Source organism: Rhizobium sp. 01N447_2, from assembly GCF_056399245.1.
Genome location: NZ_JBFTQY010000018.1, coordinates 50,021 through 69,024, shown reverse-complemented (window position 1 = coordinate 69,024; position 19,004 = coordinate 50,021). Strand labels below are relative to the sequence as shown.

The following is a 19,004-nucleotide window of genomic DNA, read 5'->3' as shown; positions in this document are numbered from 1 at the left end:
GTTATGGCCAATGCAATGCCGCCGTCGCAACCGGAGCGTCCCAGAGCGCGATCTCCTCGTCGGTCAGCAAGGCAAGGGTGACCGACAGTCCCTGCATGTCGAGCGAGGTGACGTAGGTTCCCACAAGCGAGCGCTCGATCGGGATACCTCTCTCCTCGATAAAGCGGCGGGCGCCGTTATAGGCGAGGTAGAGTTCGGCCGGCGGCGTGCCGCCGAGGCCGTTGACGAAGAGCAGTGCGCGGGTACCCGGCGCCACTGCGATATCGCCGGCGATGGTTTCGCAGAGATGGCCGATGACGGCGTCGGAGGCGGCGAAGGGCTGCCTGGCATGGCCGGGTTCGCCATGGATGCCGACGCCCATTTCCATTTCGTCGGGTCCGAGCGCAAACGTCGTGCGCTCGGTCTGCGGCACCGTCACGCCGTTCAGCGCGACACCCATCGAGCGGATGCGTGTGTTCAATCCCTGGCCAAGCTGCTTCAATTCGGCGAGCGACATGCCGCGTTCGGCCGCAGCACCCAGGAGTTTTTCGACGATCAGCGTTCCGGCAACACCGCGCCGGCCATTGCCTTCGCCGGACATTGATGTCTCGATATCGTCGCTGACGACGACCATGTCGAGGTTGTGGCGGTCGCCGGCCATCTCGATCGCCATTTCGAAATTCATCAGATCGCCGTCATAGTTCTTGACCACGAGCAGGCAGCCGGCGCCGGTATCGGCCTCTTCGATCGCGGCGATGATCTGGCTCGGTGTCGGAGAGGTGAAGATATGGCCGACGCAGGCGGCATCCAGCATGCCGTGGCCGACGAAGCCGATATGCATCGGCTCATGGCCGGCGCCGCCGCCTGATATAAGCGCCACCTTGCCAGCGGTGAGATGGCGGCGGTGGATGCATCTGCGCTCAGGCCCGAACACCACCAAGGCCTCATGGGCGCGCACGAAGCCTTCGACGCTTTCGGCGACCATGGTTTCCGCAGTGTTCATGAACTTCTTCATCAAGCCCCTCCCAAGGCCAAAAGTATTACGTTACGTCAACCAGCGCACGCGTCATTCCGCACCCGATATCGCGACGATCTTCTGCACCAGATCGGAGATCGCCTCTTCCAATAGGCGGTTTTTCCTGTCGTCGCCGAAGTCGGGCACCATCAGCGAAAGGTGCCGCAATTTCTCGGAATGGCCGAGGTCCGGCAGCTTGCCGGGATGGGCGGCCTGATAGGCTTCGAGAAAGCGCTCCTGTTCGGCGGCGTTAAAATGGCAGACGCGGACGATCGTCGCGAGATGGCGCGCCGGCAGCGGCGTTGCATAGGTCGGGCTGGTGATCTGGGTGACGAAGCTGCGATGTTTTCCAAGCGCCGTCGCCAGGCGCTGGCGCGTGCCCGATGGCCTGTTGTCGATGATCTGCGCCAGAATGGACTTGTAGGCGATAATGGCGTCTTCGGTGTCTTCGCGCGCCATTCTACTCTCCGGCTGCCTTTGTGCCATCGGCGTTGAGGCCGATGATCGCCGATCTTATCGCGGGACGCCGGGCCGGCGCCACGGAAAAATGCCGGAGGCCGGCGGCGAGCAGCCCGGGCAGATAGTGCGGATTGCCGGCCATGTCGCCGCAGATGCTGACTGGCTTGCCGGCGGTCAGCTTCACCGCCTGGGCAATCAGCCGGAGCACGGCGGGTGCGGCCTTGCCGGCATCGGCATCGATGTCGTCGCGGGCGCAGGCGGCGAGATATTGCGTGAGATCGTTGGTTCCGAACGAAAAGAATGCTGCTGACCCGAAAGTATCGAGCATCAACGCTGCGGCCGGCACCTCCACCATCATGCCGATCGGCGGCATCCGGTGGAGCAGGGATCGGCGGCCGAGCTTTTCGGCTTCCTCGCGGAACAATTCGCGCATCCTGTCGATCTCGTCGGGAAAGGTCACCATCGGCAGCATCACCGAAAGCCTGCCAAAGACGGCGGCGCGCAGCAGGGCGCGGGCCTGGACGCGGGCGATTTCCGGCCGGGCAAGCAGCAGTCGGATGCCGCGCAGGCCAGAGGCCGAGAGACCCGGCAGGTCTTCGGGGCCGGCAAGCGGCTTGTCGCCCCCGATATCGAGCATGCGGATCGTCACTGGCCTGTCACCCGCCTGCTCCAGCACGCGGCGATAGATCGCCAGCTGCCGTTCCTCATTGGCGGCATCGGCGACCGAGGTGATTGAAAATTCCGAGCGCATCAGGCCGACGCCAGCCGTTGCCGGATCGAGCGCGTCGATCTCGGCGGGGTCGTTGATGTTGATGGAGAGCAGGATCGGCACGCCGTCCGCCGTGCGCAGTTCGCTGCTTTCGTTCTGCGTGTCGGCGGTAGGCGCCTGTGCAGGCGCGAGCGGCGGGATCAGCATGCCGCCTGCCTTGAGTACGACCGCACCGGCGTCGCCATCCACGCCGACAGGATCTCCGTCTGCGGCCGAAAAGCGACCGGTGCCGATCACCATCGGTACCGATTTGGCCCGGGCGAGCAGGGCGACATGGCCGGCGGTGCTGCCGGCGAACAGCGCGATGCCGCCGCCTTTCGACCAGTCATGGGCGAGAAAGCGGCTCGGCTCCATATCCTTGCCGACGAAGATCGAACCGGGCGGAAAATCGGCGATCGGGGTGCCGGCGAGCGCCCCAAGCACACGGTTCTTGATGTCGAGAATATCGACGGCGCGTGCCCGCATCTGCTCCTCGTCGGCCGCTTCGAGTTCGCCGATATAGGCGTCGAGGGTGGCGACCCAGGCAAAGACGACGTTCTCGTCGGCTTCCATGCGCGCGCCGGTCGCTTCCGCGATGGTCGGATCGCGCAGCACCTCGATCTGGAAATCGATGATATCCCGGCTTTCGGCATCGGCTCCATCGGCAAGGCGCTCCAGCTCGCCGATCGAGATGTCGATCGCCTTCTCGAGCGCGCCGTATCCGCCGGCCGTGCTGGGCGCGGGAGCGTCCGGCCGCTCGGCCAGAAATGCCGGGCCGGATGCGATGCCCGGGGATGCGCTCTTTGCTGTCAGCCTAAGCGGTGCGGCMATGTTTCTTTTCCTCATCGAAGTTGCGCTCGATGAGTTCCTTCAGGGCGCGGATCGCCTCCTCGGCGAGAATGCCGTCGGCGCGAATCCTGAGGATCGATCCTTTTCGGATTTTCGCACCCATGATCTTGATGATGCTCTTGCCGTTCAGCCAGACGTCGCTGCCGTTGACGGCGATCTCGATCGAACAGGGGAAGGACTTGGCAAGCCGCGTGAAGGTAACGGAGGGGCGGGCATGCAGCCCGACGCCGTGCTTGACTTCTACCTCCGTCTGGCAATTCACGTGCAATGGATGGGGCTCCTGTTTTTCACTACGCAATTCTGTTGTCATCAGGGGGACAGTTCCTCGGCTGTGGCGACGACCTTGGCCAGCGACGCGCCCCCCGACGCCTCGGCGGCGGCGATGACGGCGCCTTCGACCAGCGGCGCGTTGCAGATGGAGACGAGGGCCGAGCGGGGAAGCCCCAGCATTTCGATCGCCATTTCGCTGTTGGTTTCGGCGCCGCCGAGATCGACGAAGACGGCGACGCCGGCATCGGACCAAGCGGCCTCGATTGCCCTCAGGATGCCGCCGGCGTCGGTGCCGAGTTCACCATGGACATTGCCGCCCGACCAGGCGAGCGGTACGCTGTCGCCCACCATTTGCCGCACCATATCGGCGATCCCCCGTGCCACCAGCGGTGAATGGGAGACGATCACGATACCCACATTTGCGGTCTTTCCATTCATTGCGGACGATGCCCCCCGAGATAGCGACAGATCGCCGTGGTCAGCAGCGCACAGCTCGACGCGCCGGGATCGACATGACCGATCGAGCGGTCGCCGAGATAGGCGGCGCGCCCGCGCATCGCCTTCATGTCAGCGGTGCGGTTGGCGGAACGCTCGGCCCTGCGGGCGATTGCGCCGAGCGGCGAGCGGCTGGCGAGTGCCGCATGCACGGGATAGAGCACGTCGAGCAGGGTTTTGTCGCCGGCATGCGCTCGACCGCGCCTTGCGACGGCATCGATCGCCTGTTTCAGCACCTGCGAAAAATCGGCCTTCTCGTCGTTTTTGCGAAGCTCGCGGCCGATCTCCATCAGCAGCGTGCCGTAGAGCGGCCCGGCCGCACCGCCGACATTCATCACCAGGGTCAGGCCGATCTTTTCGATGGCGTCGGGGAAGGGCAGGCTGGACAGGCTTTCGCCTTCGGCGCTCACCGCCTCGCAGCCGCGCCGCATGTTGGTTCCGTGATCGCCATCGCCGATGGCGCGATCGAGCGCACAGAGGTGATCGCTGTTTTCCGCGATCGTCGCGCGGCACACCTCGATCAATCCTGCCACAAGCACCGGTTCCGCCTGCACTGCCATCCCTCCCTGTCGCCGCGCCTCCCGCGGGCTTTTGAATTTCACGCCGGTCAGGCGAGGCTTGCCGCCACGCCAAACGCGCCGGCAACCGCCACGGCGCCGGGATCGGCAACGCCCGCCAGATCCCTTTCACCGACATAGGAGGCGCGTCCGGCGCGCGCCTTCATCATCGTCTTCGTCGACTCGGCACCGGCTGCCGCTGCCTTTGCCGCTGCGACGACATCGCCGGATGCAAGCGCCTGCAGGGCAGGCGACAGTGCATCGACCATAGTCCGGTCGCCGACTGCGGCTCCGCCATAGAACGTCATCCTGTCGAGCCCGGCAAGAAGGGCGGCTGATATATCGGCCTTGTCAGTCATCGCCTTTGCTGCGGCGGTGAAGAAGATCGACAGCAGCACGCCGCTCGATCCGCCCATGCTGGTGCCGAGGATATCGCCGAGCGAGGCAAGCGTTGCGGCCGGCCGGTCGAGTGGCAGCGTGTCGAGGCGGGCCAGCACGCTGCGGGCGCCCGTCGCCACCGTCGAGCCGGTATCGCCATCGCCGACGCGGCCGTCCAGCCGGTTGAGTTCGCTTTCCTGCGAGATCAGATGCTCGCAGAGCGCCGTGATCAGACGCCGGTTGCGGAGATTATCCCCGGCCATTGGCGCGCCGTTCAGTCCGGCTGATGTTCTCGGTGCGGCGATGACCTCGATCTCGTGGCGTTCGACGGCCGGCATCCAGGCATGCGGCTCGACCGCTGCCGTTAGCGCGGCTTCACGCACGGCGTCCAGCCGGATCAGCGACAGCGAGAAGCCGTTCATGTTGAGTGCGGTCATCATCGGCGCCGGGCCGATAATCAGCCGGACGCGGCGGCCAAGCGGCGAGGACAGCACGGCATTGGCGATGACGGTCATTTCGAGCGGCGGCACGGCGCCGAGATTGTTGATGAGGAGGCAGTGGTTTCCCCCTTCGCGCAGCGCAGGCGACAGGCGCGCCACCATGGTGGCGACGATATCGGTGACCGGCTGCAGCGTGATGCGCTCGACGCCGGGCTCGCCATGGATGCCGAGGCCGAGTTCGCCTTCGTTCTCGCCGAGACGGTCCTCATGCGCCTGGCCGGGCACGCTGCAGGTGGAAAGCGACATGCCGAGCGAGACGATGTCGCCGGCAGTTGCGGCGGCATGGGCCGCGACCGTCTTCAGGTCCTCGCCCCTTTCGGCGTGATAGCCCGATATCTTGTGAACGAACAGCGTGCCGGCGACGCCGCGCGGCTGGTTGATGCCGGGGATGGCGATATCGTCGGCGACGATGACCATCTCGACGTCGAAGCCCTCGGCGCGCGCCTTTTCGGCGGCGAGGCCGAAATTCAGCCGGTCGCCGGTGTAGTTCTTGACGATCAGCAGGGCGCCCTTTTCGCCGGTCACGGCGCGGATCGCCGTCAGCACGGCATCGACGCTCGGCGAGGCGAAAATCTCGCCGGATACGGCAGCCGTCAGCATGCCCTTACCGACGAAGCCGGCATGGGAGGGCTCATGGCCGGCGCCGCCGCCTGAGATGATCGCCACCTTCGACTTGTCCCAGTCCGCGCGCAGGATCACCTTGACGTCGGGAAAGCTGTCGAGGCGGGCAAGACGACCCTTGCTGCTCGTCAGAAGTAGACCGTCCAAGGCTTCGGTGACGATGTTTTCCCTGCGGTTGAAGAAGTGTTTCATCGATTGAGACCCGTCTGTTTGTTTTTCATGCCATCATCAAGTCTGTTTGCCGGTCAGGACAGGCGCTGTCCAGCCGCATCGAAATACAGCGGATCACGTAGCGTCAGGCTGATCCGGTCGCCCGGCGCAATCGCCAGATATGGATCCGCAAGTGTGACGAGCTTGTGTTCCCGTGCGGCCTGCCTGGGATCGCGAACCCTGATGTGCAGATGGTTCTGGTCGCCGAGATGTTCGATCCAGTCGATCTCGGCGTTGGCATCTTTGCCGACGACGATATCAAGATGTTCGGTGCGGGCGCCGACGGTCTTCGTGCCGGCCGGCGGCTGGCCGCCCGGGAGCAGGTCCGCCGGCAGAAGGTTGATATGCGGCTGGCCGAGTCGGGCGGCGACATGCAGGTTGGCGGGATTGCCGTAGATTTCGCGCGGTGTTCCCACTTGCATCAGCCGTCCCTCGGCGACGATGCCGATGCGGTCGGCCATGGTCATGGCTTCCACCTGATCGTGAGTGACATAGAGCAGCGTCGAGCCGAGTTCCTTCTGGATACGCTTCAGTTCCAGGCGCAGTTCGGCCCGCAGCTTGGCGTCGAGCGAGGACAGCGGTTCGTCCATCAGATAGATCGCCGGCCGGCGCACCAGCGCCCGGCCGATCGCGACACGCTGCATCTCGCCGCCGGAAAGCCTGGTCGAGCGGTTCTCCAGCTTGTGGTCGATCCTGACCATGCGCGCGACCTCGCGGACGCGACGGTCGATCTCTTCGGTGCTCAGTTTGCGGACCGGCGCCTTCAGCGGGAAGGCGAGGTTCTCGTAGACCGTCATATGCGGATAGAGCGAATATTGCTGGAAGACGAAGGCGACGTCGCGTTCGGCCGGAGCTTCGGCGGCGACATTGCGGCCGCCGATTTCGATGCGGCCGCTATCGGGCTTTTCGAGGCCGGCGATCAGCCGCAGCGTCGTCGTCTTGCCGGCGCCTGTGGGACCGAGCAGCACGACGAACTCTCCGTCGCGGATCGAGAGATCGAGATCGACTAAGGCCTGGGTGTCGCCGAAGCGTTTGGCGAGGTTCCTGAGAACGACATCAGCCATGCCGGGTCTCCTGATAGAGCGAGGACGGTACGGCACGGCCCGACGTGCAGTCGAAGAGCGCGACTTTCGCCGGATTGAATTCCAGGCCGACCCTCTCGCCGATCTGGAAGCTGCGATGGGCGGGAACGCGGGCCTTGATCAGGCCGCCCGGGGTTTCCACAGCCACGACCTGGTTGGTGCCGAGATATTCGCTGCCATAGACGGCGCCACGCAGCGCCGAGGCGTCGTTGAAGCGGATATGCTCCGGCCGCACGCCGAGCGCCAGTTCGCTTTCGGCCATGTCCTGGTGGATCTCGGGAACAGCGACATCGACGCCGTCGAGCAGGATGGAGCGATCGCCGCTTTTCAGGCCGGAGGTGAAGCGCATGAAGTTCATCGGCGGCGAGCCGATGAAATCGGCGACATACATGGTCGCGGGCTTGGCATAAATCTCCTGCGGCGTGCCGAACTGCTCGATGACGCCATGGTTCATGACGGCGATCTTGTCGGCCATCGCCATCGCCTCGTGCTGGTCATGGGTGACGTAGACGGTGGTGGCGTGGATGCGGTTGTGCAACTCGCGCAATTCGTGAACCATGATCTCGCGGAACTCGGCGTCGAGCGTGCCGAGCGGCTCGTCCATCAGGAAGCACTTCGGGCGCCGGACGATGGCGCGACCGAGCGCCACGCGCTGCCGGTCGCCGCCGGCAAGGCCGGAGACCGAGCGGTTGAGAATATGGTCGATCTGCAGCAGGCGCGCGGTCTCTTCGACGCGCTGACGGATTTCGGCCTTGGGCATGYCCTGCGACAGCAGCGGGAAGCCGATGTTCTTGCGCACGTTCATATGCGGGTAGAGCGCGAAGAGTTGGAAGACGAAGGCGATATCGCGGGCGCTGGCGCGGTTGAAGGTGACGTCCTCGCCGTCGAGATAGATCTTGCCGCTGCTCGGCAGCTCGAGGCCGGCGATCATGCGAAGCGTCGTCGTCTTGCCGCAGCCGGAAGGCCCGAGAAGCGCCAGGAACTCGCCATCATGGACGGTGAAGCTCGAATCCTCGACGGCGACGAAGCTGCCGAATTCCTTGCGGAGATTTTCGATCCGGATATCCGCCATGGTTTACTCCGGGAATTTCGAGACGATGATGAACATGACGGTGCCTGCAAGCAGGGTCACCAGCGAATAGGTGTAGAGCACCAGCAGGAAGGGCTGGAACAGCATCAGGAAGCCGAGGCCGATCAGCACGGTGGCGATGGTCTCCATCGGGCCGCGGCGCAGGAAGAACGGCCGCTTCGGACGGGCAGGGGTGGGTGTTTCGATCAGATGGGTCATTTGCGGACGGCTCMGAAGGTGATGCCGCGCAGCAGCTGCTTGCGCAGGAGAATGGTGAAGACGAGGATCGGGATCAGGAAGATCGTCGTGCCGGCGGCAACCGCCGGCCAGTCCTGCCCGCCTTCGCCGATGATCGTCGGGATGAAGGGCGGCGCGGTCTGGGCCTCGCCCGACGTCAGAAGCGCGGCGAAGGCATATTCGTTCCAGGCGAAGATCAGGCAGAAGATCGCGGTGGCGGCAATGCCGGTCGTTGCCTGCGGCAGCACGACCTTGCGGAAGGCCTGCAGCCTCGTATAGCCGTCGATCATTGCCGCTTCCTCGTATTCGCGCGGGATCTCGTCGATGAAGCCCTTGAGCAGCCAGACGGCGAGCGAGACGTTGACGGCGGTGTAGAGCAGGATCATGCCGAGCGCCGTGTCGGACAGGCCGAGCTCGCGGTACATCAGATAGATGGGGATGGCGACGGCAATCGGCGGCATCATGCGCGTCGACAGAATGAAGAACAGCAGGTCGTCGGCGAGCGGCACCTTGAAGCGCGAGAAGCCGTAGGCGGCGAGCGTGCCAAGAAAGACCGCAAGGAAGGTGGAGCCGAAGGCGATCACCAGTGAATTGACGAAGCGCGGCAGGAAGTTCGATGGGCCGGCGATCACCATGTTGCGCTTGCGCGTCACCTCATCGCAGGTGCCGACCGGTGCCGGCAGCGAGGCGATATAATCAGGTGTCTGGCGCGTGCGCGTCGTGAACAGGTTGCAATAGCCTTCGAGCGACGGCGAAAAGACGATCTTCGGGGGGTAGCTGATCGAATCCGGCGGCGACTTGATGCTGGTCAGGAAGATCCAGACGAGCGGGATGAGGGTAATCAGCGCATAGAGGACGACGATGGTGCCGGCGATGCGCTTGCTGGACAGGCTCGGTTCGACGACCGAATGGGCTGAGTTGGCGGCGCTCATCGTTGCTTCACCTTGTTCAATGCCTTGACGTAGATGTTGGCGAGGCCGAACACCGCGACGAAGAGGATGATGGCGAAGGCCGAGGCCCGGCCGGTCGCCCAGCTTTCGAAGGCGGCGCGCTTCAGGGTGATCGAGGCGACCTCGGTGACCGAGCCCGGTCCGCCGCCGGTGAGCAGCGTCACCATGTCGAACATCTTGAAATTCTCGATGCCGCGGAAAAGCACGGCGAGCATGATGAAGGGCAGGGCCATCGGCACGGTGATCGACCAGAACTGCCGCCAGGGCGAGGCACGGTCGACCTCGGCCGCCTCATAAATATAGTCGGGAATCGAGCGCAGGCCGGCGAGGCAGATCAGCATCACATAGGGCGTCCACATCCAGGTATCGACGATGATGATCGCCCAGGGCGCCAGCGTAACGTTGCCGAGCATCTGGATATCCGATGTCGGAATGCCCGATACCAGCGACACGGCATAGGCGAAGAGGCCGATCTGCGGCTCGTAGAGGAAGCGCCAGAAATTGCCGACGACGGCAGGCGACAGCATCATCGGGATCAGGATGATCGTCGTCCAGAAGGCATGGCCGCGAAACTTACGGTCGATCAGATAGGCGAGCGTGAAGCCGATCAGCGTCTGCAGCACGATCGTCCAGAAGACGAAATGCGCGGTGGTCTGCATCGCCTGCCAGATATCGGGATCGTTGAGAACGCGCTGATAATTTCCGAAGCCGACGCCCAGGACCGGCGCATTCGGCCGGTTGGCGCGGTAATTGGTGAAGGAGAGATAGACCGCCCAAAGCAGCGGGAAGATGTTGATCGCCAAAAGCAGGGTGATGGCCGGTGCAATGAACAGCCAGGCGATCGCCCTATCGGAGAGGCCGCGGACGCGCCGGGCGACCGAGGAGGGCGTTGCCCTTGCAGTCGCATCGGCTGCCTTCTCGACGATGGAGGAATGGGAAATGGTCAAGTCTTCACCTGGTATTTTTGGGGTACGGGGTCTTTTGGGGTATGAGAGATCTGGCGGCCCGGCTCGTCTGCCGATCCGGGCCGCCATCCTGTCGAGGATGGCGCGCATCAGGGATGCCACGCGTCAGATCTTGCCGTCGTCCTTGAAGACGTCGCTCCAGTCTTTCACCAGACCGTCGAGCGCTTCCTTGGCGGTGCCATTGCCGGCGACCACGTAGTTATGGACGCGCTTCTGCATGGCCTGCAGCAGCGAGGCGTAGCTCGGCTCGGCCCAGAAATCCTTGACGATCGCCATCGAGTCCAGGAAGGCCTGGGCATAGGGCTGGCTCTTGGCGAAGCCCGGCGCATTGACGACGGAGTTCAGGCAGGAGAAGCCGCCGAGTTCCCACCATTTGGCCTGCACATCGGGCTGTGCGAACCACTTGATGTATTGCAGGGCGGCGTCGCGCTTGTCGGAATAGGAAACCACCGAGATGCCCTGGCCGCCGAGTTGGGCGAAATGCGCCTTTTCAGCTGGATTGGGGAAGAAGCCGATCCTGTCGCCGCCGACCTTCTCGTCCTTGTAAAGGCCGGGCCAGGTGAAGGCGAAGTTCATCTGCATGGCGACCTGGCCGGATTTGAAGGCGTCGGCGGATTCGACCATGTAGACGTTGGAGCTGCCGGGCGGGGTGCAGCAATCATAGAGCGACTTGTAGAATTCGAGGCCCTTGACCGCGTCGTCCGAGTTGACGAAGCCTTCCATGTCATAGGGCTTCTTCGGGTTCTCGTACTGGAAGCCCCAGTCGTAGAGGACGTTGGTCACGCCCATGGTGATGCCTTCGGAGCCGCGCTCGGTATAGATCGAGGCGCCGTAGACGGTCTTGCCGTCGATCTGACGCTTCTGGAAGAACTCGGCGATCTGCTTCAGTTCGTCGTAGGTCTTCGGCGCTGCGAGATCGTGGCCGTATTTCTCCTTGAATTCCTTCTGCAGTTCCGGCTTTTCGAACCAGTCCTTGCGGTAGGTCCAGCCGACGACGTCGCCCATGGCGGGCAGCGCCCAGTAGTTCGGGGTGTTCTTCGGCCATTCCGAGTAGCCGACGACCGTCGCCGGCACGAAGTCATCCATCTTGATGCCTTCCTTGTCGAAGAAGTCGTTGAGCTTGACGTAGTGGCCATTCTCGGCCGAGCCGCCGATCCACTGGCTGTCGCCGATGATGAGATCGCAGAGCTTGCCGTGGGAATTCAGCTCGTTGAGGAAGCGATCGGCATAACTCGTCCAGGGAACGAATTCGAACTTCATCTGCGTGCCGGTCTTGGCGGTGAAATCCTTCGACAGCTCGACGAGCGCATTGGCGGGGTCCCATGCGGCCCAGCACAGCGTCAGTTCATCGGCTTTGGCGAGATTGGGCAATGCCGACGACATGACGAATGCCGTGGCCAGCCCGAAAAGGGCTTTCGATGTTTTCTGCATAAGTTCCTCCCAGAACCAAGGGCCGGCTCCCCGCCGGCGTCGCATGTTCACCCACTTCAGAGAATGCTCACATGAACTCCTCAATCATCATGTTTAGCAATATGTTTAGTGATATCTATTTTTATAAACATTGCAAGCGCCAATCGTTGCTGCAATGCGACAGGTGTCGCACCACATCGGCGGATAGTTTTGGGGCCGATCTTTTCGGCAGATCTCGAAAAATTCTTTGGCGAGCGTACCGATGCAGCGACATCTGGCCTCGCTGCGACATCGATCGCACGGTATGGACTGCGCGCCGCTCCTGTTTTTCCCCGGAGCGGATCAAGCTTGGCCTCGCTTCGGCGGGGCCTTTTTCTTGAATCCTTTCTTGGGATCGATAGTGGCCAGCTATCCGGCTGCATCGGGAATATTCCTGCGTAGTGCGAGATTTAGCCTTTCCGGCCGGATGCAACGGGCGTATTCAGCCAGTGCGCGGCTTTCCATGTCCGCGCTCCTCCGCGCGGCAGATCTTCGATCGGCTTCCTTCCCGTTTCCCTGCCGCGTCATCCGGAATTTTCATTGGCAGATCGATGACCACGGCAGAGACGAGCGAGAATGGGCAAGAGGCGGCGAGCGGCCGCCAGGCAAAGATCGTGGCGCTGGTCGTTGCCGTTTCCTTCTTCATGCAGATCCTCGACGGCACGATCGTCACCACCTCGCTGCCGCAGATGGCGGCGAGCTTTAACGTGCAGCCGGTGTCGATGAGCATCGGCATCACCGTCTACATGCTGACGATGGCCGCCTTCATTCCGCTGTCCGGCTGGCTCGGCGATCGGTTCGGCGCGCGCCGCATCTTCCTGATGTCGATCGCCGTCTTCACCGGCGCCTCGCTGTTCTGCGGGCTGTCCGGCAGTCTTGCGGAATTCGTGCTGTGGCGCGCCGTCCAGGGCGCAGGCAGCGCGCTGATGACGCCGGTCGGGCGCATCATCGTGCTGAAGAACGCCCGCAAGTCGGAACTCGTCCAGGCGATCGCGCTGATTACCTGGCCGGCGCTGACGGCGCCGGTGCTCGGCCCGGTGCTCGGTGGCTTTATCACCACCTATGCCAGCTGGCACTGGAACTTCCTGATCAACATCCCGATCGGCATTCTCGGCATGGCGCTGGTGCTGCGCTTCGTGCCGGAGCAGCGCGAGACCAATCCCGGTCGTCTGGATTTCCTGGGCTTCATCCTGAGTGCCGCCGGGCTGACCTTCCTGCTCGCCGCGCTGGAACTCTCGGTCAAATGGGACGGCGGGCTTTTGCCCATCATATCAATGCTGGCGGCGGGCATCGTGCTGTCGGTCATGGCGACGCGGCATTTCCTCGCCGTCGACAATCCGCTGCTCGATCTTTCGGCTTTCCGCATCCAGACCTTCTCGATGTCGACACTGTCGGCGGGCACGGCCTGCCGGATGGCGATCAATGCGACGCCGTTCCTACTGCCTCTGCTGTTCCAGCTCGGCTTCGGCCTGAGCTCGATTGCCGCCGGCACCTATCTGCTCGTCTATTTCCTCGGCAATTTCAGCATGAAGGCGGTGACGACGCCGCTGCTGCGCTTCTTCGGCTTTCGCACCGTGCTTGGGGTTAACGGGCTGATCGCGGCGCTTTCGATCGTCGCCTGCGGTTTCCTCTCGCCGGAGACGCCGCCGTTTTTCATCCACGCGCTGCTTTTTCTCGCCGGCCTTTCGCGGTCGATGGAATTCACCGCGTTGAACACGCTCGCCTTCGCCGATATCGGCCCGGCGCAGCGAAGCTCGGCCTCGACGCTGTCGAGCATGCTGCAGCAGGTATCGATGCTGCTCGGCGTGGCAGTGGCGGCGGCCGTGCTCAACATCGCCTCGGCTCTCAGGGGCGCCGACAATCCCGTCCTTGCCGATTTCCGCTGGGCTTTCATCGTGGTCGGCGTGATCGGCGTCGTCTCGTCGCTGCGCTTCCTGCAATTGCCGGCGGAGGCGGGAGCCGAAGTATCAGGCCATCGGAAATTCCAGAAAAGTTAGCTTGCTGCGGAACCAATCGGGCCGCTCGGCGTTTATGCATCTCATTTCAGGTTCTTCGTTTCCCTATCTCCTTCAACGGCTTCCATGGGATCCTCCCCAGGCCAGGGTCATGTTCTGAAAATGCCGGATTCCCGACATCCTTCTTCCGCGCCGCCTGCAACAAGAGCGAGGGATGACCGCTGTTTACCCCAGGCGGCCAATACAATACGACATTGCCATGCGGACGACTCGGACGCTTGCGGGCGGTCGTCGCTGCGAGAGAACGCCGGGAGACCGAATGAATAATTCTAGCGGCGATGCGGATGCCCTGATCCACATCCTCTATATCGACGACGACGAGGGGCTTGCCCTGCTGATGCAGAAGAACCTGCTCCGGCGCGGCTTTTCGGTCGAGTGGGCCGAGAGCGGCGCTGCCGGCCTTGCGAGACTCGGCGAAGGCGGGATCGACGCCGTCGTGCTCGATCATGTCCTGGCCGGCGAAACCGGCCTCGATATCCTGCCCTGCATCACGGCGATGACGGATCATCCGCCGGTCATCTATGCGACAGGTTCGGACGATACCAGCATCGCGGTCGCGGCATTGAAGGCCGGCGCCGACGATTACATGCTCAAGGGGATCTCAGCCGATTATTTCGACCTGCTCGCCGCCGCCCTCGAACAGGCGTTGGAGCGGGCGCGTTTCCGCCGCGAGACGGCGCAGGCGCAGGAGGTGATCCGCCAGCAGCGCGACCTTGCCGAAATGCTGCTTGCCGAAGTCAATCACCGTATCGCCAACAGCCTCGGCCTCGTCGGCGCGCTGATCCGCATGCAGTCCTCGATGACCACGGACCAGGTGGCGATCGACGCGCTGCACGAAACGCAGATGCGTATCAACGCCATCGCCAGTGTGCACCGCCGGCTCTACACCAACCGTCAGGTCGGCTCTGTGCAGGTCGACGAATATCTGGACAGCCTGCTCACCGAACTCGAAACCTCGATGCGTGACGACAAGCGGCCGCACCGAATCGTGCTCACCGCGCAGCCGGTCAATCTGGCGACAGACAAGGTGATCACGCTCGGGCTGATCGTCAGCGAGCTCGTCACCAATGCCTTCAAATATGCTTATCCGGACAGCGTGCCGGGCGAGATCCGCGTCATCGTCGACCAGACGGACGACGCATTGCGTGTCGTCGTCGAGGATGACGGCGCCGGTTTCGACCCGTCGAGTCCGGCCAGGGGAACCGGCCTCGGCACACGCATTCTGACGGCAATGGCCGCCAGCCTGAAATCGGATTTCGCCTATGACCCCGGCCACGACGGAACCAAGGCGACGCTGGTGTTTTCGTTGCATGAGGTGAAGTAGGAAGTGCAGCGTAGGGTGTGCCGTGTGGCCCCTCATCCGCCCTACGGGCGCCGATCGGGGTCGAGCCACTGGTCTCGACCCGTCCTTCGGACCCCCGAGGGGAGAAGGGGGAATCGAGACGTTGCCGCGAATCTCTTCTCCCCAGCGGGGAGAAGGTGGCGGCAGCCGGATCAGGGGGCTACCGGCACGGTGTTATCCCTTTTCCTACAATAATTTACCGAAGCTGCATCATCAAGCCTAACGCTAGGGAAGAGGAAATATGACGACCATCCGCACGCCACGCGAAGTCTATGATTTCTGGTTCGTGAGATGCGGCCGGGAGCTGTGGTTCCGCGCGACGCCTGACCTCGATGCGGAGATCAGCACGGTCTTTCGCGATACCCATCTGGCCCTTGCCGCGCATGTTGGCGCCGAATGGCGGGCGGATGCGGAGAGCCGGCTGGCGGCCGTCATCGTGCTCGACCAGTTTCCCCGCAACATCTATCGCGGCACGCCGCTCGCCGTTGCGACCGATGGGCTGGCGCTTCGGGAAGCCAAGCTCGCGCTGGCATCGGGCGCCGATCAGGCGGTCGAAGCCGCATGCCGTACCTTCTTCTACATGCCGTTCGAACATGCCGAGGACCTTGGCGAGCAGGAGCGATCGGTAGAACTGTTCACCGCGCTCGGCGATGCGGAATATCGCGATTATGCAATCCGCCACCGCGACGTGATCGCCGCCTACGGCCGCTTTCCGCACCGCAATGCCATGCTTGGACGCGAGTCGACGGCGGTGGAGCGCGACTATCTCTCCAGGCCTGATGCCGGTTTCTGAGGGTTTCCAGGGAGCTTCCGCCTTTCTGTCGCCTTTGTTTACGATGACAAGCTGGCATTCTATTCCGATGACAACCTTTCCCGGAGGCGCTTTTGCGGCTGAGACCGATCCTGCTTCGCACCATTCTTCTGCTGACGCTGGCGGTTGCCGGCGCGCATTTCAAGGGTGCTGCGGCCTTGGCGCAGGAGCCGCAGGCACCGGCGTCCGCGCAGGCGCCGCTTGCCGATACGCCGCTCGACCAGGCGACGAAGGAGATCGACAAGGCGAAGGTCCAGTTGACGGCGCTTCAGGACGGCGTCAAGCAGAATGCCGACAATGACGATGCCCTGGTCGGGCTTGCGACCAAGGCCGATGAGCTCAGCCGCGCCGTCATCACCATATCGGTCAATCTCAGGCCGCGTTTCGACCAGATCAAGAACCGGCTTGCCGAGATCGGCGATCCACCGAAGGACGGGCAGCCGCCGGAGGCCGAGATCGTCACCCAGGAGCGTAACGCGCTCGCCGCCGAGCGCGCGCAGATCAACGCGCTGACGGGCGACGCCGAAAACCTGTCGATCACGGTGACGAAGCTCGTCAACGAGATCACCGAGATGCGGCGGCGGCTGTTTGCCGATACGCTGCTCAGGCGTACCGAGATTTCGGTCTCGGTGCTCGACGATGCCGGCAGCGCCTTTGTGCACGAGGCCAGCGAATTCTCGCAGGCCCTGTCGAGCTGGGCCACCTTCGTCTGGAAATTCAAGCGTTTCCCGATGTTTGCCGCGATCTTCCTGTCGCTTGCCGCGGCGCTGATTCTGCTCTCCGGCAGCTACCGGCTGTTCGGCTCCTACCTGCAGCGCGACGAGGCTGTCGAGAACCCGTCCTATATCGGCCGGCTGTCGATCGCCTTCTGGTCGACACTGATCCGCACCCTGGCGCTCTCGGTGCTGCTCGTCACCTCGTTCTTTTTCCTTAACGGGTTCAATGTGCTGAGGCCCGACATCGCACCTGTCATCGGCGCGCTGTTCGGGGCGATCGGGCTCGTCTATTTCGTCGGCCGCTTCGTCAATGCCATCTTCGCACCGCACGAACCGCGCTGGCGCCTCGTTCGGCTTTCCAATCTCGGCGCGCGCTCGATCGGCTACTGCTTGCTGGCGATGGCGATCGTCAACGCGCTTGATTATCTGTTCGGCACGATCGGCGAGGCGATGGGCTCGCCGCTGGTGCTGACCGTGGTCAGAAGCCTGATCGCCGCGCTGATCATCGGTCTGATCCTGATCGCGGTCTCCTTCGGCAAGCCGATGCTGGCAAAGAACGGCGATCCCGATGCGCCGGGAAGGCATTGGCCGCGCGGCATGGCGATCATCCTGCGGGTCGTCGGCGCCGGCCTCATCCTCACCGCGCTGACCGGCTATGTCGGGCTCGCGCGCTTCGTCGCCACGCAGCTCATCATCACCGGCGCCGTCGTCGTCACCATGTATATCGGCCTACTCTCCGGCAAGGCGATATCAAGGCAGGAAAGCTTCGGCGACACCTTCTTCGCAAGCTTCCTGACGCGCCGTTTCAAGCTCGGGCCGGTGGCGATCGACCAGGCCGGCCTGCTTGTCGGTCTTGCCATCTATGCGGTGGCGCTTCTCGTCGGCATCCCGCTGATCCTGCTGATGTGGGGCTTCCATGTGCAGGACCTGCAGATTCTTGCCTATAGGCTATTCACCGAGGTCAGGCTCGGCGGTATCAGCATCTCGCTGCTCGGCATCTGCACCGGCATTCTCTTGTTTGCCGGCGTCTACCTGCTGACGCGCTGGCTGCAGCGCTGGCTCGACGGCAATGTAATGGCCAGAAGCCATGTCGATCTCGGCGTGCGCAATTCGGTCAAGACGGGCATCGGCTATCTCGGCGTCGGCATCGCGGCGATCATCGGCGTTTCGGCGGCCGGCATCGATCTGTCGAGCTTCGCGCTCGTCGCCTCCGCACTTTCGGTCGGTATCGGTTTCGGCCTGCAGAACATCGTCTCCAACTTCGTCTCCGGCCTGATCCTGCTCGTCGAACGGCCATTCAAGGTCGGCGACCATGTCGTTTCCGGCACGGCTGAAGGCATCGTCAAACGCATTTCGGTGCGCGCCACGGAGATCGAGACCTTCCGCAAGCAGTCGATCATCGTGCCGAATTCGGAGTTGATCAACGGCCTCGTCGGCAACTGGACACACCGCAACAAGATCGGTCGCTCGGAAATTCCGGTTTCCGTCGCCTACAACGCCGATCCGCAGCAGGTGATGGACATCCTACTGGAACTGACGGCCAAGATACCGCTCGTCATGCGCAATCCCGAGCCGCATGTCGAATTCCTGCGCTTCGGGCCCTATTCGCTGGATTTCGAGCTGCGTTTCTTCCTCGCCGACATGGGCGATGGCATGGCGGTGCGCAACAATCTCAGGATCGAGATCCTTAAGCGTTTCAGAGCCGAGGGCATCGAGATCCCGCTGCCACAGACCGATCTTACCATCCATCGAGAGGCTCGTCCCGCGCTTGCCGATGCGGGCAGGGATCAACCCAACGAGCAGGAAAACTCTGCGGACACACCCATGGAGGAGGAAGAGCAGCCGGTGCGGCAATTGCGCAGCAAAACGGCAGACGGCAATCGGAAAGGCTGAACGGGTCATTCAGCCATCATTCACAGCTATATGTGCATGATCTCCACTATCGGGATCGCTGCCGGGGGCAGCACCGATCGTTCGAGGGGAGGGCGCGCCAGCGCCGCCGCACATGATGGCAAGATTTGCCGCCGTTCTGCTTGTCCCGCTGCTTGCCGCACCCGCGGCTGAAGCGGCATCCATCACCAACACCGATCCAGCCGCCGTCGTGCTTGTMATCACCGAGAGCGGCCAGCGCGTCGAGGTTGTGGTCGATGCCGGCGCTTCGGAAAACCTCTGTGCTTCCGGCTGCTTCATGACGACGCCCGACGGCGACCGCATCGGGCTCGACGGCGGCGAGACGATCGACATCGTCAAGGGCTCGGCCGTCGTCAAGTAGCGCCTGTCCTGATTA

At 63.3% G+C, this 19,004-nt stretch carries 19 protein-coding genes; 5 read left to right on the top strand and 14 right to left on the bottom strand.

The window, feature by feature from the left end; translation table 11 throughout:
* Window position 1: 1 nt before the first annotated feature.
* The 14 genes from AC1ECN_RS15090 to AC1ECN_RS15025 form a co-directional block, all read right to left on the bottom strand.
* Entirely contained in the window at window positions 2-994 is a 993-nt protein-coding gene (locus AC1ECN_RS15090; protein ID WP_130672726.1) for a dihydroxyacetone kinase subunit DhaK, read from the bottom strand.
* Window positions 995-1,045: 51 nt separating this feature from the next.
* The gene (locus AC1ECN_RS15085) at window positions 1,046-1,453 is read right to left on the bottom strand and encodes a hypothetical protein (RefSeq protein ID WP_018074528.1); all 408 of its coding nucleotides are present in this window, start codon (window positions 1,451-1,453) and stop codon (window positions 1,046-1,048) included.
* A 1-nt stretch (window position 1,454) separates the two neighbouring features.
* On the bottom strand, window positions 1,455-3,032 hold the full coding sequence (locus AC1ECN_RS15080; protein WP_018074529.1) for a putative PEP-binding protein: 1,578 nt from the start codon (window positions 3,030-3,032) through the stop codon (window positions 1,455-1,457).
* Window positions 3,016-3,360, bottom strand: coding sequence for an HPr family phosphocarrier protein (locus AC1ECN_RS15075; protein WP_477953429.1), 345 nt, complete (start codon window positions 3,358-3,360; stop codon window positions 3,016-3,018). The genes AC1ECN_RS15080 and AC1ECN_RS15075 overlap by 17 nt, the downstream gene beginning before the upstream one ends.
* A complete protein-coding gene (dhaM, locus tag AC1ECN_RS15070; RefSeq protein ID WP_018480881.1) occupies window positions 3,360-3,758 on the bottom strand; it encodes a dihydroxyacetone kinase phosphoryl donor subunit DhaM in 399 nt (132 codons plus the stop codon). Before dhaM ends, AC1ECN_RS15075 begins: the two co-directional genes overlap by 1 nt.
* Complete coding sequence (dhaL, locus tag AC1ECN_RS15065) at window positions 3,755-4,375, bottom strand: dihydroxyacetone kinase subunit DhaL (RefSeq protein WP_130661771.1); 621 nt, start codon at window positions 4,373-4,375, stop codon at window positions 3,755-3,757. The genes dhaM and dhaL overlap by 4 nt, the downstream gene beginning before the upstream one ends.
* 47 nt (window positions 4,376-4,422) lie before the next feature.
* Window positions 4,423-6,063 carry a dihydroxyacetone kinase subunit DhaK gene (locus tag AC1ECN_RS15060; protein WP_130672724.1) on the bottom strand — a complete coding sequence of 547 codons (1,641 nt, stop codon included), beginning with the start codon at window positions 6,061-6,063 and terminating at the stop codon, window positions 4,423-4,425.
* 53 nt (window positions 6,064-6,116) lie between these two features.
* Window positions 6,117-7,145: an ABC transporter ATP-binding protein gene (locus tag AC1ECN_RS15055; RefSeq protein WP_130672723.1), complete on the bottom strand. Its 1,029-nt coding sequence runs from the start codon at window positions 7,143-7,145 to the stop codon at window positions 6,117-6,119.
* Window positions 7,138-8,235 carry an ABC transporter ATP-binding protein gene (locus AC1ECN_RS15050; protein ID WP_477953426.1) on the bottom strand — a complete coding sequence of 366 codons (1,098 nt, stop codon included), beginning with the start codon at window positions 8,233-8,235 and terminating at the stop codon, window positions 7,138-7,140. Before AC1ECN_RS15050 ends, AC1ECN_RS15055 begins: the two co-directional genes overlap by 8 nt.
* Window positions 8,236-8,238: 3 nt before the next feature.
* Window positions 8,239-8,451: a hypothetical protein gene (locus AC1ECN_RS15045; protein ID WP_130672721.1), complete on the bottom strand. Its 213-nt coding sequence runs from the start codon at window positions 8,449-8,451 to the stop codon at window positions 8,239-8,241.
* Window positions 8,448-9,401, bottom strand: coding sequence for a carbohydrate ABC transporter permease (locus AC1ECN_RS15040; RefSeq protein WP_477953424.1), 954 nt, complete (start codon window positions 9,399-9,401; stop codon window positions 8,448-8,450). The genes AC1ECN_RS15045 and AC1ECN_RS15040 overlap by 4 nt, the downstream gene beginning before the upstream one ends.
* Window positions 9,398-10,366 carry a carbohydrate ABC transporter permease gene (locus AC1ECN_RS15035; protein ID WP_130655742.1) on the bottom strand — a complete coding sequence of 323 codons (969 nt, stop codon included), beginning with the start codon at window positions 10,364-10,366 and terminating at the stop codon, window positions 9,398-9,400. The genes AC1ECN_RS15040 and AC1ECN_RS15035 overlap by 4 nt, the downstream gene beginning before the upstream one ends.
* 123 nt (window positions 10,367-10,489) lie before the next feature.
* Window positions 10,490-11,815, bottom strand: a complete 1,326-nt coding sequence (locus AC1ECN_RS15030) for an ABC transporter substrate-binding protein (protein WP_018074537.1) — start codon at window positions 11,813-11,815, stop codon at window positions 10,490-10,492.
* A gap of 80 nt (window positions 11,816-11,895) precedes the next feature.
* Complete coding sequence (locus AC1ECN_RS15025; protein ID WP_163861180.1) at window positions 11,896-12,216, bottom strand: hypothetical protein; 321 nt, start codon at window positions 12,214-12,216, stop codon at window positions 11,896-11,898.
* A gap of 168 nt (window positions 12,217-12,384) precedes the next feature.
* Here AC1ECN_RS15025 and AC1ECN_RS15020 point away from each other — a divergent pair, with 168 nt between their 5' ends.
* From AC1ECN_RS15020 to AC1ECN_RS15000, 5 genes are all read left to right on the top strand, one after another.
* Window positions 12,385-13,830 carry an MFS transporter gene (locus AC1ECN_RS15020; RefSeq protein WP_130661767.1) on the top strand — a complete coding sequence of 482 codons (1,446 nt, stop codon included), beginning with the start codon at window positions 12,385-12,387 and terminating at the stop codon, window positions 13,828-13,830.
* A gap of 277 nt (window positions 13,831-14,107) precedes the next feature.
* Entirely contained in the window at window positions 14,108-15,172 is a 1,065-nt protein-coding gene (locus AC1ECN_RS15015) for a sensor histidine kinase (protein ID WP_130661766.1), read from the top strand.
* A gap of 259 nt (window positions 15,173-15,431) precedes the next feature.
* Window positions 15,432-15,983, top strand: a complete 552-nt coding sequence (locus tag AC1ECN_RS15010; protein ID WP_027689142.1) for a DUF924 family protein — start codon at window positions 15,432-15,434, stop codon at window positions 15,981-15,983.
* 92 nt (window positions 15,984-16,075) lie between these two features.
* Window positions 16,076-18,610: a mechanosensitive ion channel family protein gene (locus AC1ECN_RS15005; protein ID WP_130661764.1), complete on the top strand. Its 2,535-nt coding sequence runs from the start codon at window positions 16,076-16,078 to the stop codon at window positions 18,608-18,610.
* Window positions 18,611-18,722: 112 nt separating this feature from the next.
* A complete protein-coding gene (locus tag AC1ECN_RS15000) occupies window positions 18,723-18,989 on the top strand; it encodes a hypothetical protein (protein ID WP_017994411.1) in 267 nt (88 codons plus the stop codon).
* Window positions 18,990-19,004: the final 15 nt, after the last annotated feature.

What these genes read in the sequence shown, in the direction of transcription:
- AC1ECN_RS15090 (WP_130672726.1), bottom strand. Translation starts at nt 994, where the DNA reads ATGAAGAAGTTCATGAACACTGCGGAAACCATGGTCGCCGAAAGCGTC.
- AC1ECN_RS15085 (WP_018074528.1), bottom strand. Translation starts at nt 1,453, where the DNA reads ATGGCGCGCGAAGACACCGAAGACGCCATTATCGCCTACAAGTCCATT.
- dhaM (WP_018480881.1), bottom strand. Translation starts at nt 3,758, where the DNA reads ATGAATGGAAAGACCGCAAATGTGGGTATCGTGATCGTCTCCCATTCA.
- dhaL (WP_130661771.1), bottom strand. Translation starts at nt 4,375, where the DNA reads ATGGCAGTGCAGGCGGAACCGGTGCTTGTGGCAGGATTGATCGAGGTG.
- AC1ECN_RS15060 (WP_130672724.1), bottom strand. Translation starts at nt 6,063, where the DNA reads ATGAAACACTTCTTCAACCGCAGGGAAAACATCGTCACCGAAGCCTTG.
- AC1ECN_RS15055 (WP_130672723.1), bottom strand. Translation starts at nt 7,145, where the DNA reads ATGGCTGATGTCGTTCTCAGGAACCTCGCCAAACGCTTCGGCGACACC.
- AC1ECN_RS15045 (WP_130672721.1), bottom strand. Translation starts at nt 8,451, where the DNA reads ATGACCCATCTGATCGAAACACCCACCCCTGCCCGTCCGAAGCGGCCG.
- AC1ECN_RS15030 (WP_018074537.1), bottom strand. Translation starts at nt 11,815, where the DNA reads ATGCAGAAAACATCGAAAGCCCTTTTCGGGCTGGCCACGGCATTCGTC.
- AC1ECN_RS15025 (WP_163861180.1), bottom strand. Translation starts at nt 12,216, where the DNA reads ATGCAGCCGGATAGCTGGCCACTATCGATCCCAAGAAAGGATTCAAGA.
- AC1ECN_RS15020 (WP_130661767.1), top strand. Translation starts at nt 12,385, where the DNA reads ATGACCACGGCAGAGACGAGCGAGAATGGGCAAGAGGCGGCGAGCGGC.
- AC1ECN_RS15015 (WP_130661766.1), top strand. Translation starts at nt 14,108, where the DNA reads ATGAATAATTCTAGCGGCGATGCGGATGCCCTGATCCACATCCTCTAT.
- AC1ECN_RS15010 (WP_027689142.1), top strand. Translation starts at nt 15,432, where the DNA reads ATGACGACCATCCGCACGCCACGCGAAGTCTATGATTTCTGGTTCGTG.